The 14,333-nt window shown below is 46.0% G+C and carries 13 protein-coding genes; 2 read left to right on the plus strand and 11 right to left on the minus strand.

Going from position 1 to position 14,333, the window contains the following annotated elements:
* Positions 1–85: 85 nt before the first annotated feature.
* The 4 genes from ACNAZ4_RS03705 to ACNAZ4_RS03720 all read right to left on the minus strand — a co-directional run bounded on the left by ACNAZ4_RS03705 (position 86) and on the right by ACNAZ4_RS03720 (position 4,431).
* The gene (locus tag ACNAZ4_RS03705) at positions 86–862 is read right to left on the minus strand and encodes an enoyl-CoA hydratase-related protein (RefSeq protein WP_415813007.1); all 777 of its coding nucleotides are present in this window, start codon (positions 860–862) and stop codon (positions 86–88) included.
* 103 nt (positions 863–965) lie between these two features.
* Complete coding sequence (locus ACNAZ4_RS03710) at positions 966–2,522, minus strand: fatty acid--CoA ligase family protein (RefSeq protein WP_415812822.1); 1,557 nt, start codon at positions 2,520–2,522, stop codon at positions 966–968.
* A gap of 170 nt (positions 2,523–2,692) precedes the next feature.
* Positions 2,693–3,682 (minus strand): lipoate--protein ligase, encoded by a 990-nt coding sequence (locus ACNAZ4_RS03715; RefSeq protein ID WP_415812823.1) that lies wholly within the window; start codon positions 3,680–3,682, stop codon positions 2,693–2,695.
* A gap of 14 nt (positions 3,683–3,696) precedes the next feature.
* On the minus strand, positions 3,697–4,431 hold the full coding sequence (locus ACNAZ4_RS03720) for an MBL fold metallo-hydrolase (RefSeq protein WP_415812824.1): 735 nt from the start codon (positions 4,429–4,431) through the stop codon (positions 3,697–3,699).
* Between the two features lie 171 nt (positions 4,432–4,602).
* Between ACNAZ4_RS03720 and yhfH the strand changes: the two genes are divergently transcribed.
* Positions 4,603–4,737, plus strand: a complete 135-nt coding sequence (gene yhfH / locus ACNAZ4_RS03725; RefSeq protein WP_415812825.1) for a protein YhfH — start codon at positions 4,603–4,605, stop codon at positions 4,735–4,737.
* Between the two features lie 108 nt (positions 4,738–4,845).
* Here the strand turns inward: yhfH and ACNAZ4_RS03730 are convergent, their stop codons facing one another.
* The 5 genes from ACNAZ4_RS03730 to hemE all read right to left on the minus strand — a co-directional run bounded on the left by ACNAZ4_RS03730 (position 4,846) and on the right by hemE (position 11,509).
* Positions 4,846–7,065 carry a YhgE/Pip family protein gene (locus tag ACNAZ4_RS03730; protein WP_415812826.1) on the minus strand — a complete coding sequence of 740 codons (2,220 nt, stop codon included), beginning with the start codon at positions 7,063–7,065 and terminating at the stop codon, positions 4,846–4,848.
* Positions 7,066–7,141: 76 nt separating this feature from the next.
* A complete protein-coding gene (locus tag ACNAZ4_RS03735) occupies positions 7,142–7,714 on the minus strand; it encodes a TetR/AcrR family transcriptional regulator (protein WP_415812827.1) in 573 nt (190 codons plus the stop codon).
* Between the two features lie 269 nt (positions 7,715–7,983).
* A complete protein-coding gene (hemY, locus tag ACNAZ4_RS03740) occupies positions 7,984–9,408 on the minus strand; it encodes a protoporphyrinogen oxidase (protein ID WP_415812828.1) in 1,425 nt (474 codons plus the stop codon).
* Between the two features lie 25 nt (positions 9,409–9,433).
* Positions 9,434–10,372, minus strand: coding sequence for a ferrochelatase (gene hemH / locus ACNAZ4_RS03745; protein WP_415812829.1), 939 nt, complete (start codon positions 10,370–10,372; stop codon positions 9,434–9,436).
* A gap of 90 nt (positions 10,373–10,462) precedes the next feature.
* Positions 10,463–11,509: a uroporphyrinogen decarboxylase gene (gene hemE / locus ACNAZ4_RS03750; RefSeq protein WP_415812830.1), complete on the minus strand. Its 1,047-nt coding sequence runs from the start codon at positions 11,507–11,509 to the stop codon at positions 10,463–10,465.
* A 521-nt stretch (positions 11,510–12,030) separates the two neighbouring features.
* Between hemE and ACNAZ4_RS03755 the strand changes: the two genes are divergently transcribed.
* Complete coding sequence (locus ACNAZ4_RS03755) at positions 12,031–12,540, plus strand: antibiotic biosynthesis monooxygenase family protein (RefSeq protein ID WP_415812831.1); 510 nt, start codon at positions 12,031–12,033, stop codon at positions 12,538–12,540.
* Positions 12,541–12,657: 117 nt separating this feature from the next.
* On the opposite strand, the gene ACNAZ4_RS03760 is transcribed toward ACNAZ4_RS03755, so the two are convergent.
* Both ACNAZ4_RS03760 and ACNAZ4_RS03765 read right to left on the minus strand, forming a co-directional pair.
* Positions 12,658–13,299, minus strand: a complete 642-nt coding sequence (locus ACNAZ4_RS03760; RefSeq protein WP_415812832.1) for a response regulator — start codon at positions 13,297–13,299, stop codon at positions 12,658–12,660.
* Between the two features lie 2 nt (positions 13,300–13,301).
* On the minus strand, positions 13,302–14,333 hold the full coding sequence (locus ACNAZ4_RS03765; protein WP_415812833.1) for a sensor histidine kinase: 1,032 nt from the start codon (positions 14,331–14,333) through the stop codon (positions 13,302–13,304).

Genomic DNA, 14,333 nt, shown 5'->3' on the forward strand with positions numbered 1-14,333 from the left:
AGAAAGTAACAATAGGTATCTGAACTAAGTTTTTCCTGGCAATAAGATCGCAACAATCAAAAAACACGGCCGCGGCCGTGTACGATTACTTCCCTTGAAAATTCGGCTTCCGTTTTTCACTGAAGGCTGCCAGTGCTTCCAGCCGGTCTTCTGTCGGGATTGTCACTTCATAGGCTTTCCGCTCGATTTGCAGTCCTGTCTGGAGGTCTCCGTTCATTCCCTGCTTGACCGCGTACTTTGCCTGCTGCAGTGCGACAGGGCCGTTCGCCAGCATCATTTCGGCAAACTTCATGCATTCCTCAAGCAAGCTCTCTTTTTTGACGACAGCTGTGACGAGGCCGTATTCCAGTGCCTCCTCCGCTTTTAGCCGGCGCGCAGTCAAAATTAACTCAAGTGCTTTTGCCTGCCCGATCAGCCTTGGGAGCCGCTGGGTACCGCCTGCTCCCGGAATGATCGCCAGGCTCGTTTCCGTCAATCCCATTTGTGTACCTGCAGCAGCCATCCGGAAATCACAGGCCAGCGCAAGCTCCATCCCGCCTCCGAAGGCAAATCCATTGATTGCTGCGATTGTCGGCTGCGGCAGGTTGTCTGCCATCGTGAATACCTCGCCGATTTTATAGATATTGCGCTTCACTTCCTCATCGGAAAGTGTGCGGCGTTCTTTCAAGTCTGCACCCACGCTGAATGCCTTCTCACCCGCTCCGGTAAAAATCACTACCCTTGCATCACGGTTTGTCCTGATTTCTTCAATAACACGCTGTAACTCGTCGAGTGTGTCATAGTTAAATGCATTTAATGCGTCGGGGCGATTCAACGTCACAATTGCGGCATGCCCTTCCAATCGGAAATCGATATTTCCCATCATGATCAGCTCCTTCTACATTGACATTCTAGCTGAAAGTAAAAATTCCTTCCTAATTCTGAAAAAGAGGCAGGCACGGGCGCCCGCCTCTTTTGGATAAGCTTTATTTTCCTTGCAGAACCTGATTTTTCAGCGCTCTTCTTAAAATTTTCCCGGTTGTATTCTTCGGCAGTTCCTTAAGGAATTCAATCGCGCTTGGGACCTTGTATTTCGCCAGATGCTCGCGGCAATATTCAAGCAGCTGCTCTTCGGTCAAATCAGGATTCTTGCTGACGACATAGCATCTTACTGCTTCGCCGAAATTCGGATCCGGCACTCCGAGAACCGCAACTTCGACTACGTCAGGATGGTTGTACAATACTTCTTCGACTTCGCGCGGATATACATTGTAGCCGCCGACAAGAATCAAGTCCTTCTTGCGGTCAACGATGTAAAAATAACCTTCTTCGTCCATGCGGGCGAGGTCTCCTGTATATAGCCATCCGTCCCTGATCGTAGCAGATGTTTCTTCCGGCATCTTATAATAGCCTGCCATAACGTTCGGACCGCGGACGATCAATTCGCCAACTTCACCTGGAGCCACTTCATCTCCCATTTCATTGACGACCTTGTTTTCAACATTCACGATCGAGGTTCCGATTGAACCTGCCTTGCGCGGACGGTCAAGCGGATTGAAGCAGGTGACTGGTGACGCCTCAGACAAACCATATCCTTCTGAAACCATGACGTTGAATTTGCGCTCAAAATTCTGAAGCAGCGCGACTGGAAGGGAAGCACCTCCGGAAATGCACAGCCTTAGTGACTTAAGATCATCCGGATTTCCTTCTGGATACTGGAAAAGGAAATTGTACATGGTCGGTACGCCTGCAAATACAGTTGCCTCGTGCTCCCTGGCAATCCTGAACACTTCTGCCGGGCTGAACCTAGGGACGATCAACAATGTGCCGCCGTTCATCAATGGCGCATTAAGGGCCACCGTCAAACAGAAGACATGGAACATCGGCAAGGCGGTGATCACCTTGTCATCTTCGTTCATTCTCAGGTAATCGCTTACATCCTTGGCGTTGCTATAAAGGTTTTTGTGGGTAAGCATAGCACCCTTAGGCTTTCCGGTCGTTCCAGATGTATAAAGAATGATGGCAACATCGTCTTCATCCAACTCAGGACCTTTAAAGCCAAGATCGCCGGAACCGACAACATGTGTAAACGGTTTCAATTTTGGACTTAAGGAAAGCTTGGACATGTCTTCTTCAGACATCTGACTCTGGCCTGTTTCAGCAATGACAAAGTATTCTACTGCCGGCAGATGCTGATGCATTTTCTCAGCAAGCGGCAGCATCAGATCAAGGCCTACGACTACCTTGACATCGCCATTATTCAGGATATAGCCAATTTCATCTGCGGTGTATATCGGATTGATGGGAATGACTGTTGCACCGAGTCTAAGCGCTCCGTACAAACTGATGACAAAATGTGGAGAGTTTCCTAGCAGCATAGCGATATGATCGCCTTTTTTAACCCCTAATTTTTCAAGGCCAGATGCAAATTTCGTAACAGCAGCATCCAGTTCAGCATAGGTACTTGCTTTGTCCATGAAAAAATATGCCGGCTTATCGCCCAGCATTGAGGCAGTGTGATGAAGCTGTGATGAAAGATTCATATAACTCCCTTCCCCCTTTGCGGTGAATTCAATCACCAAACTTATGAAAAGTTTTCTAAATATATTATATTGAAAGAAAATTATGGGTTCAAGGAAAATGTCCAAGTTTTCTAACATTTTTATAAAAGAAAACAAAAAAACGCGGTGTCATCGACATCGCGTTCAATCTTTTAATAGATGAGATTTATGAAATCTTCCTTAGAAATATTTCCGAAATAATGTTTGGTGTCAACATCATCCAATGCTGCAGCAAGTGCTGACCTCTCATACCTCAATCCTGTCAGCTTGTCCTCTATTTCTGTGACATCACCAACACCGAAGAAATCTCCGTAGATTTTACAGTTTTCGATCATACCCTTGTCCACTTCGAAGCGGACATCAATCTGGCCGACCGGGAACCGGTGTGAGTGCTGCAGGTTGAATTTTGGCGACTTACCATAATTCCAATCCCAGTTCTGGTATCTTTCCTTCGAAAGCTCGTGGATTTTCTCCCAGTCCTGTTCTGTCAGGACATACTCTGGGATTTCTTCCATTCCTTCAAAGATATTTTTTAACAACAGGGAACGGAACTCTTGAATTGTCACTTTTTCAGTAAGGAACTCGGAGATGTTCGCCACCCGGCTTCGGATGGATTTGATTCCTTTCGATTCAATTTTTTCCTTTTTAACGTTAAGTGCTGATACAACACTTTCGATTTCTGAATCAAACAGCAAAGTACCATGGCTGAACATCCGCCCTCTAGTTGAAAATTGGGCGTTTCCGGATATCTTCCTTCCTTCGGCCAGCAAGTCATTCCTGCCGCTTAGCTCCGCATTGACGCCGAGCTTCCGCAGAGCGTTCACCACTGGCTCCGTAAACTTCCTGAAGTTATGGAAGCTTTCTCCGTCATCCTTCGTGATAAAGCTGAAATTCAAATTGCCAAGGTCATGGTACACAGCTCCGCCTCCTGATAACCTGCGGACGACATGGATGCCATTTTTCTCGACATACTCCGTATTGATTTCTTCGATCGTGTTCTGGTTTTTGCCAATGATGATGGAAGGTTCATTTATATAAAACAGCAAGTAGGTTTCATTGATATCCAGATTCTTTAAGGCATATTCTTCAATTGCCAGGTTGATCCTTGGATCCGTGATCCCTTTATTATCGATAAATAACATGGTTGATTCTCCTTTTATAAGGTTAGTTCAAGTCCTTCCCTCGCGAGGGTGATCGGACCGGAAAATAGTGTTGAAGCCTCGGACACGAGCTGGTCGATTTCACCATAATGCGGCAGGTGTGTCAGGACCAGCTGCTTAACACCCGCATGGTTAGCGAGTTTTCCGTTATCTAAGCTGTTCATATGCCCTGCGCCCTTGCCATCCTGGTTACCGTAGAAGTTGCATTCTGAAAGCAATAAATCAGCGCCGGATGCAAATGGAATGAACTCTTCCTTATAGGAAGTATCGGCTGTATACACCAGGGAATTGCCGCCAGCTTCGATGCGCATTGCATAACATGGGACCGGATGGACTGCAGGGATAAAGGAGATGGTGAAAGGCCCGATCTCAAGCTTTTTAGCCGGATTGTAAGCAACCCCTTTTGTAATGTTTTTATATGTAAGCTTCGCAAACTCCTGCTTGTCCTGTGTATGTCCGTAAATCGGCAGCTGAGATGATTTCTTGCCCAGAAACCCCTGTATCAGGCGTGCATGCTGAAGCACTCCGATGTCAGCAACATGGTCAGGATGATAGTGGGAAAGCACCAATGCATCCAGTTCTTCCGGCTGTACATAATTTTGCATTTTTGCCAGTACTCCGCTGCCAAAATCGATCATCAGCTTAAAACCTTCATGTTCCAGCAAATATCCTGTACTCGCTGCATTTGCCTTGGGATATCCTCCCCAGAATCCTATTATTGTCAGCTTCAATGATCTGCCTCCTTGTATCATGCTTTTAATTTCACTATACTCCATTTTGCCCATTTTTTCACATTAGGTATTTTTTCAGAAAATTATGATTGACGGCTCGCGCTCTGTTATAATACAATACAATTAATATAATAACTGTACCAAAACAACTACTCAATTGGAGGGAACAGCATGATTGATAATGTCGTAGAGTTCTTTCGTAACTTGCCAAAGAAGCAGTGTGTAGAGTGTGGAGAAACAATTGATGAGCAGCACGAATGTTATGGAAATAAATGCGATGGTTGCATGGATCCAGGAAAGTTTTAAACTTCGTTTTCCTTCCCCGGTTTTCCGGGTGTAATACAATCCCTTTCCCGCAGTGATCAACTGCAAATGAAAAGCCAGCTCTTTCTTTCAAGAGCTGGCTTCCTTTTTTTATTCTTCTGCTAATACGGTAAATTTCCTTTTGAACATCCAATGGAAATAAACCGCTGTGCCTGCTGCAAGGACTAAAATATATCCGCCTAAAATTGCTGCATTTTGCCACATGAAACTGAAATCCCCGCTTGAGATGACAGCTTTGAATCCTTGGACTGAATAAGTCATTGGCAAATACGCGTTGAACTTCTGCAAGAAGCCTGGAATCAATTCCAATGGGAATGTTCCTGCGCTTGTCGTAAGCTGCAAAATCAGGATGACGATGGCAACAAAACGGCCAGGGTCCCCTAACAATGTCACAAGGAACTGAATCAGTGCGATAAAAGTCAGGCTTGTGATAATGGAGAAGACCACGAATAGCGGAACGCTTTCTACGTCTAGTCCCAGCCCCATGAGAAGGATGGCATCGGCTGCAAGTGCCTGCAATATGCCAATCCCGGCCAGGATGCCAAATTTACTGAAGAACCAGCTTGCACCGCTTGAAGGGACTCCAGCCGGTTCCCTTAATGGGAATACGATCGAAAGCAGCAATGCACCAACAAATAACCCAAGAGATAAGAAATATGGTGCAAATCCTGTTCCATAGTTCGGAACTGACTTGAATGTTTCATTCGCCAGTTTTACTGGTGCAGCAAGCATATTGTAGGTTTCCTCATCTGGATTCACCTTTGCTTTTTCTGCTCCATCCTTAAGCTTTTCAGCAAGTTCGGAGGTTCCATCCGCCACCTTGGAGTTTCCTTCAGACAATTTCCCTGCACCAGATGCCAGTTTGTCTGCTCCGTCAGTCATAGCTGCGGAACCAGCTGCAAGCTGATCGATTCCGCCAACGAGCTTGGAACTTCCATTTGCCAGTTCAACAGAACCAGCTTTCGCCTCACTCAGCTTGTCACCGAACAGCTGAAGACCCGAATGGAATTCTTCATGGCCGGCTGCCAGTTTCATAGCACCAGTTTCCACTTGCCCGCTGCCTGCTGCCAGTTTCGAGATTCCCTGCTGCAGATCGCCCTGTCCGGCAATGACTTTATTCAAGCCAGCTGATAATTCCCCAGAACCTGCAGCCAGTTTACCTGCTGAGTCTGAAAGTTGTGCTGTCCCATTCTCAACACTTGCACTGCCAGCTTCCAGTGCTTTAAGCGCTTCGGCTAGTTTTTGCACAGAACCAGCAAGTTCCTTATTTTCAGGATTTGCAGCTATTGCAGGCGCCATTGCCTCCATTTGTTTTTGCAGCTCTTGGATACCGGCATGAACTTGCGCTGCTCCGCCAGCTGCATTGTCAGCCCCATTTTTCCAGGCTGTCATTTTTTGGCCGAGATTCTCGGATCCCTGTTCAAGTTGTTTAGTACCCTCAATCAATTCTGGGATCTTGCTGTTTGCCTTGTCTAAACCTGCCTTTACTTGTGAAGCTCCTGTCTGTAAATCTTTCTGGCCTGCCAGAAGTTGGCCCGAAGCATCCTCGAGCTTCGTTTCCCCTTCCTCCAATTGACCAAGCCCACCAGCGAGCTTTCCTGCTCCATTTGCTAACTCTTTGGCACCGGAATCAGCTGAGTTCATTCCCTGGTTGAAGTCAATCGACTTGCTGGCTAGCACGGATAGATTGTCATAAAGCTCCTGGCTTCCATCCTTAAGCTTGACCGCACCGTCATTCAGTTCGGAAGCTCCGTCACTTGCCTGGCCAAGTCCATCTGCCAGTTCGCTGATTTTGTCAAACATCGTTTCCGCATAGGTTTCAGAAACCTTTTCGGATACGGAAGCCTTGATTTTTTCTGCTGCTGTTCCGCCTATCTGAGCAGATAGGAAGTTGAAGCTTTCATTAGGAATATAAACGAGTTCGAGCTTTTCTGGATGTTCATCCATCAAAGTTGTTGCATTTTCAGAGAAACCTTTCGGAATTTTTATGAGCATATAATATTTTTGCTGCTCAAGTCCTTTTGTCCCTTCTTCCTCCGATACAAAGTCAAAACCAAAATCGTTGCTTTCCCTTAGCTTATCTACAAGGTCATTACCGAGTTCAAGCTTCTCACCGTCAATTTCTGATCCTGAATCGCTGTTGACAACAGCTACAGGAAGGTCGGAAAGATGCTCATACGGATCCCAGAATGCCCATAGGAACATTCCACTGTACAGAACCGGAATGAACAAGACGGCAATGATTGGAATGAGAAGCTTCTTATTCCGAAAAATGGCAAGTAGTTCTTGGGTGAATAGTTTATTTTTCATTATTATCCTCCTTATTGAAGTGAAGTGACCATATTGTTCATTTGGTCATTCAATTGCTGAAAATAAGGACCCCCTCCTAATGAGACAATCCTTTGAAAATATAGAACTCAAAAAGCTCTGATATTTGCGCTTTTTCCAGCGGCTTGTTTTTCTTTTCCCAGTCAAAAATCAGTGCGATGTAAAGCTTCATCATGATGAATGAAGTGATTTCCGGATCGCACTCCTTAATCTCACCCTTTTGGATTGCCTGGATGACCCTTTCTTTGATGAAGCGGAGAATGGCGGATTCCAGCTTATCCATGACCTCTAATACTGCTGGTGTCCCAATATCCCTTGCTTCCTGGGAAAGCTTGATCGTCAGTTGATGTTTTTTACGAAACTCAAGCAGTCGATATAATGCTCTGTGGACGTTTTCGTAAAAAGAATCTGATGGGTCAACAGCCTCATTTGCGACCTCTCCCATTTCCTTGATCAGGCCATTAATGATTTCATCAAAAAGCTGTTCCTTATTTTTGAAAAAAGTATAGATCGTACCTTTTCCGACATTCGCCAGCTTTGCGACTTGATCGATGGTCGTCGCCTTATAGCCATAGAGCGAAAAAGAGTTGTTGGCCGCATCAATAATCTGTTGTCTCCGGTCGATTGCCATGATTACACCCCCATAAAATGACCAAATGAGAAAAACGGTCATTTCGTCACCAATAAATTTATCACATCTTTTACACTATGGCAAGTGTGTAAAATAAAAAACCCTTAGAAAAGGGTTTTTTATTTGTTAATAAGAAAGCCTTCGAGAATTCTCTAGCTCCAGCGCCTAGCCCCTCGAGTCGCTTCTGTCCGCCCAATGAAGTCAAAGAACGACTTCACCGGTCGGCCCTCCAGCGCTTGTCGGGGCTGACCAAGGCGCTTGCGCTTTTCTTAATTAAGCTGCAAGAATCCAAGGATTTTTTCGACCGCGGCTTCCCCCTGGTCGATGCAGTCGGGAAGACCGACTCCTTCAAAAGAGCTTCCTCCGACAAAGACGCCGGGAAGTTCCTTTTCAAGGCCACTCTTCAGATTGGCCACTCTTTGCTTATGTCCGACCGTATACTGGGGCATTGCTTCCTTCCAGCGGGAAACGACGGCAAAGTCTGGCTGCGCCTGAATGTCCATTGTTTTATTCAAATCTTCCAATGCAATCTTGATGATTTCATCATCCGACAGCTCGACAATTGCTTCATCACCTGGTCTGCCGACATACAGGCGGAGCAGGACTTTTCCCTCCGGTGTCGTATGCGGCCACTTTTTGTGGGTCCACGTGCAGGCTGTGATCGTGTAATCACCGTTCCTTGAGACAACGAAACCCGTGCCATCGATATCTTCTTTTATGACACTTTCCGGAAATGCCATGGCCACTGTTGCCACTGATGTTGAAGGCATGTCCCGGAACAGGTCGAAGATGTGTTCATGATCCGCGAACATATGCAAGGCGGCTTCATGCGGTGCAGCCACAAGGATGCTGTCTGCATCCAGTGTTTCACCGCTGCTCAGCCTCAAACGGTACCCATTCTCCTGCTTGCTCACTTTATCGACACGGATTCCCTTGATGACAGAACCGGCCTCAAGCTTCGACTCAATCGCATCAACAAATGACTGAAGACCGGACGTGATGGTCAGGAACATCCCCTTTTTCTTCGCCTGCCCGGCTTCGGCAGGTTTCTTTTTAGGAGCAGGTGTCGATTTTTTTGTGCCCAGAATCAGGCTTCCGTATTTTTGCTCTGTCTGATAAAACTGCGGGAATGTTGACAATAGACTCATGTTATCAATATCCCCGGCGTAAATGCCAGAGAGCAAAGGCTCAATCAAGTTCTCGACTACTTCATCGCCAAGTCTGCGACGGAAAAACTCGCCAAGCGACTGGTCTCCCTCTACCTTGGAAGGCGGCATGAAGAAGTCCCCGGCAGCACGGAATTTGCCCGGCCATGAAAACAATCCAGTCGTAACGAACGGACCGATCTGAGTGGGGATCCCCATCACAGCACCGCCTGGTATAGGGTGGAGCTTGTCTTTCAGGAGCACGTATGATTTACCCGTACTGTTATTGACTAATTTATCGCCTAAGCCGACTTCCCTTGCCAGACGGCCTGCACTTTCTTTTCTTTCAAGAAAGGAATCAGGCCCTCTTTCGATCACAAAGCCATCTTTTACATAAGTCTGCATTTTCCCGCCAACACGGTGGGAGGCTTCCACCAGCTTTACATCCAAAGGAAGCTGGTTTTCCCTGGCATGCTTTTGCAAATAATACGCAGCAGCCAGACCAGTGATCCCGCCTCCTATAATTACAACTCTTTTCTTATCTGTCACGGTAGATCGCCTTCTTTTACTAGTTTTAGCTTGAAGATGACAGCTTCTTTAAAATGACATCTGCCATTGCGTCAATGAATTCCGGCTCTGCATTCGGCATTGGCGGCCTATAATAGCTGGCCCCGATTTCATCCGTCACGACCTTGCATTCATAGTCATTGTCATATAGTACTTCAAGATGTTCGGACACAAATCCAGCTGGCACATAAACGAATGCCTTATAGCCATGCTCCTCAAACAGCTCTCTCGTCAAATCCTGGACATCCGGTCCAAGCCAAGGTTCCGGTGTGTTACCGGCGCTTTGCCAGCCTACTGCGTAATTCTTTACACCGGCCTGCTTGGCGATCAAGTCAGCTGTTTCCTTCAATTGTTCAGGATATGGATCGCCCATCTGGAGGATTTTCTCCGGAAGGCTGTGGGCAGAAACGATGAGGACTGATTTTTCCTTCTCATCTGCAGGCATTTCTGCAAACGCTTTTGCCACTCGGTCAGACCAGTACTTGATGAATTTTGGCTCATCATACCAGCTTTCTACGGAAACGATCTCAGGCCCGCCCAGTTTGGCAGCCTCTTCCTTTGCACGGCCATTATAGGATTTTACACTGAAGGTTGAGAAATGCGGAGCAAGGACGATGCTGACCGCCTCTTCAATTCCGTCATTATTCATTTTCTTCACAGCGTCTTCGATAAAAGGCTCGATATGCTTCAATCCAAGATACATCTTGAATTCGATTTCATCCTGGATGCTGTTCAGATGCTGTTCCAGTTTCTCGCCTTGTTCCACAGTGATTTTCGCTAGCGGAGAAATGCCGCCAATCGCTTCATAACGATTTCTTAGATCTTCTAGCATTTCGGGTGCCGGCGGGCGTCCGTGGCGGATATGTGTATAGTAACGTTCAATATCTTCTTCTTTGTAGGGTGTACCATATGCCATCACTAGCAAACCCATCTTCTTCTTCGTCATGATTGCACCTCTTTTTCCAGTCTCTAAGCTTTTATTCTGCCAAAAATAGCTCTAATATTCCAAATCTAATGCTCTGATGGAGAATAGAAACTATCTGCCCAGCTTTGAAGCAGAGTATTCATGGATGAATGCAGTCAATTTTTTCAGCGTTTCAGGGTTCACTGATGGGAAGACACCGTGTCCCAGGTTAAAGATGTAGCCTGGCTGTGCCATACCCTGATCAAGGATTGCTTTCGCCTTCTCTTCAATTACATCCCAAGGTGCAAGCAGGATCGCAGGGTCGAGATTTCCCATGACCGTTTTATTAATGCCTAACTCACGGGCTTCGCTGATCTGCAGGCGCCAATCAAGGCCCACTACATCAAGCGGTAGGTCATGCCATTCCATGGCAAGGTGGCTTGCGCCAACACCAAACATGATCAAAGGCACATTCTCGTTCTTCAGTTCCGAGAAAATCCTGTTCATGACCGGTTTGATAAAGATGCGGTAATCCTGGACATTCAATGCGCCTACCCATGAATCAAAAATCTGGATTGCTTTAGCTCCAGCTTTGATTTGGGATTTGACATAGGTAATCACCATATCGCCAAGCTTGTCCATCAGCGCGTACCATGCTACCGGCTGTGCATACATGAACGCCTTTGTCTTATTGTAGTTCTTTGAAGGTCCGCCTTCGATCATATAGCTTGCAAGCGTGAACGGCGCTCCGGAAAAACCGATCAACGGGACAGACAGCTGCTCTTCTGTTAGAAGCTTGATAGTATCAAGAACATACGGGATGTCAGACTCCGGATTGATTGTGCCCAATTTCTCCACATCTGACAATGATGTTATAGGATTCGAGATTACTGGCCCGATGCCTGATTTGATTTCGACGTCAACGCCCATAGCTGGAAGCGGAGTCATGATATCTTTGTAAAGGATGGCAGCATCAACACCATACTGCTCTACCGGCAGCCTTGTGACATATGCGCAAAGTTCAGGCTGATGTGTGATTTCGAACAAGGAATATTTTTCTTTGATTTCTCTATATTCAGGCTGTGAACGGCCAGCTTGTCTCATATACCATACAGGGACATGGTCGGTTTTTTCCCCTCTTGCTGCTTTTAAGAATGTATCATTGATTATCTTGCTCATTAAGTGTGGTCCACCTTTCAATAATGTCTGTATTCCATTGTAATATAAAAGGATTGAAATAAAAAACACCTATTTTCCAAACGGAAAACAGAACTTTTCATCTTTTAAAAAAACAAACTATCTACACTATATCGTTTTTACGCTTCTATTTCATAGCAAACGCTTTAAATTGTTGAAAATTAGACGAAATTCATGTTTTTAGATTCAATTGAATAGGGAAAATAGATTAAGCTGTGAAAATCATTATAATAGAAGGAAGAAAGGCTCTGTTAATCCAAACTGTTGATTTTCGTTCCAGGCGCTTCGCTTTCCGCGGGAAGAATATGAAAAAGGCCAACTGCCGTCTTTTTCATAAACAATTCTTCCTCGGGGCTGGCGCTGAGCCTCCTCGTCGCTTTACTCCTGCGGGGTCTCTTCTGACCAGCTAAGCCCGCAGAGTCTACGCGCCTTCCACTACAATCAGCAGGAGTAAAAATAAAGTCGTGCTTCAACAGAGCCACTAATTAAAATGAGGTGAAAAGATGAATTTATTCATTACTTCGGGTACAGCGGATTTTCTATTGAAGTTAAAAGAGAAACACCAGGGCGAGAACATGGTCCTGATGAACAGCAATGAATCGTCCATCCTTGTCCATGAGACGGAAGGGAAAACCTTATTCAGCTCGCCAAGGAAATATGAAGTGATTGATTCTGCCGGCACACTTGGCCGGGAAGGTTTTGCTGTATTTAATAATATCCCGGTAACCGATGAAGGAAGGCCGCTTTTTGAGGACCGCTTCCTGAACCGGCCAAGGATGATTGAGAACGAACCTGGATTTGTCGCCATCCGTGTTCTGCGTCCATTGAGCTCCAATACCTACATCATCCTGACCATCTGGGAAAATGAAAGCTCATTTGAGAACTGGCAAAAATCCAAGGCATATGCACATGCACATAAGAATCGCGGCACAGAGACAGGAATTGATGGTGCAAAACCTAATATTTTCGAAAGTGCCTCATATGTATCAAAATATTATATTGAAGGTGAATGATTGTCTCAATTTGGCGTCCCCATCCTGTCGATGGAGACGCCTTTTTTCTATTTTATAGCCCCGCCGGCTCCCAGCCTACATATAAAAGAGGATGCCAACTATGGCACCCTCCCCTCCTTATGGCAGCTTGATAAATCCGTTCCGGTTTGCATAAACAGCAGCCTGCGTCCTGTCTGATAAACCCAATTTCCCGAGTATGTTCGAGACATGGGTCTTTACTGTTTTCACACCAATGAACAATTCTTCGCTGATCTGCTGGTTTGTCATGCCTTCCCCGATACATTTCAGGACATCCAGCTCGCGTTCTGTCAGTTCGTCATGGGGCTTTCGCTCTTGCGGCCTCAGCTTTCGCATCATTTTATTGGCTACCTTAGGTTCAATCACTGTTTCTCCCCTGGCTGCTTTTTCAATTGCAGCAATCACTTCAGCTGCCGTCGCTGTTTTCAGCATATAACTGAATGCCCCTGCCTCAATTGCTGGGAAAACCTGATCATCATCGTAAAAGCTTGTAATGATGATGATTTTGCATTCAGGATAAAAGCTTAATATTTCCCTCGTTGCTTCAATCCCTGTTCCTTTCTCCATTAAAAGATCCATGAGGACGACATCCGGCTTCACGTCCTTCACCAGTGATACAGCCTTGAAACCACAGTCCGCCTCCCCGACAATCTCGATTCCCGGCTCGGTCTCCAAATAGGAAAGGATTCCTTTTCGGACCATTTCATGATCATCCACCACAACCACTCTGATTTTCCCCATTACTATTCCCTCCTCATGGCAGGTATCCTGATTTCTATATATGTACCTTCATTTTCTTTTGACCGTATATTATAGGTACCGCCAATTTGTTCACAACGCTCCCGCATTGTTTTCAAGCCGTAAGATGCCATCTTTTCTTCATGGATATCGAAACCCTTCCCATCATCGCCTATATATAGATGGATTGTATGATTCTCTTCTGCAAGCATAATTTTCACTTTCGCGGCATCCGCATGGCGCAGGATGTTGGACAGCGCTTCCTGGACGATCCGAAAAATATGCTCTTCTGCTGCCTGTGAAATATTTTCGATTTCATCGATACTAGCCTCAAATGCAAGATTGGTTTTTTGCTTCAATTCCTGAATAAGCTTAACGATTCCTTCGCAAAGGCTCTCCCCGCTTAATTGGACGGGCCTCAGGTGCAGCAGGAGCGCACGCATTTCTCCCTGGGCCTTGCCTGCAATCTCGGAAATCTGTTCCAGTTGCTGCCTGGCTTTTTCAGGTTCCTGATCGAACCATCGCAGTGAAGCGGATGACATCATGCTGAGCGCAAACAGCTGCTGGCTGACCACATCGTGCAAGTCCCTCGCAAGTCTTTGCCTTTCCTCCATGATTGCCGCTGATTTGGCTGTCCTGGACAGTTCTGTTTTTTCCTCTGCCAGCTTTTGCAAGGAGTGGACCTGCTCCTGAAGATACTCAGACAGTTGGTTAAGCTCCTCCGAGATCAGGCCGATTTCATCTTTTTCATCGGTGATAATCCGTTCTGTGAATTTCCCTCTGCGCAAGGTGGCGATCAATAATAAAATGTCGCTGAGTCGCCCTTTGATTGTGTAACTCCCCCTCAAGCTGAAGTAGAATCCCACAGCTGACATGATGATGAAGCTGTATAGCCATAACCAAAAGGTCATTGAAGTCGTTACGCCGCTGTCAGGCACAATGAAAATGAAGATTTGCAGGCCAATGAAGAGAATCAGGGAAGTGATGAACGCCATCATTAAGAAAGTCTGGATAAACCATAATCGGATACTTGTCAT

The organism is Mesobacillus thioparans (genome assembly GCF_965138835.1).
GTDB lineage: Bacteria > Bacillota > Bacilli > Bacillales > Cytobacillaceae > Mesobacillus > Mesobacillus thioparans.

Bases quoted from the DNA above. Each gene is read 5' to 3' on its own strand.
- ACNAZ4_RS03705 (WP_415813007.1), bottom strand. From the start codon at position 862: ATGGGAAATATCGATTTCCGATTGGAAGGGCATGCCGCAATTGTGACG.
- ACNAZ4_RS03710 (WP_415812822.1), bottom strand. From the start codon at position 2,522: ATGAATCTTTCATCACAGCTTCATCACACTGCCTCAATGCTGGGCGAT.
- ACNAZ4_RS03715 (WP_415812823.1), bottom strand. From the start codon at position 3,682: ATGTTATTTATCGATAATAAAGGGATCACGGATCCAAGGATCAACCTG.
- yhfH (WP_415812825.1), top strand. From the start codon at position 4,603: ATGATTGATAATGTCGTAGAGTTCTTTCGTAACTTGCCAAAGAAGCAG.
- ACNAZ4_RS03730 (WP_415812826.1), bottom strand. From the start codon at position 7,065: ATGAAAAATAAACTATTCACCCAAGAACTACTTGCCATTTTTCGGAAT.
- ACNAZ4_RS03735 (WP_415812827.1), bottom strand. From the start codon at position 7,714: ATGGCAATCGACCGGAGACAACAGATTATTGATGCGGCCAACAACTCT.
- hemH (WP_415812829.1), bottom strand. From the start codon at position 10,372: ATGACGAAGAAGAAGATGGGTTTGCTAGTGATGGCATATGGTACACCC.
- hemE (WP_415812830.1), bottom strand. From the start codon at position 11,509: ATGAGCAAGATAATCAATGATACATTCTTAAAAGCAGCAAGAGGGGAA.
- ACNAZ4_RS03755 (WP_415812831.1), top strand. From the start codon at position 12,031: ATGAATTTATTCATTACTTCGGGTACAGCGGATTTTCTATTGAAGTTA.
- ACNAZ4_RS03760 (WP_415812832.1), bottom strand. From the start codon at position 13,299: ATGGGGAAAATCAGAGTGGTTGTGGTGGATGATCATGAAATGGTCCGA.
- ACNAZ4_RS03765 (WP_415812833.1), bottom strand. From the start codon at position 14,333: ATGACAAGTATCCGATTATGGTTTATCCAGACTTTCTTAATGATGGCG.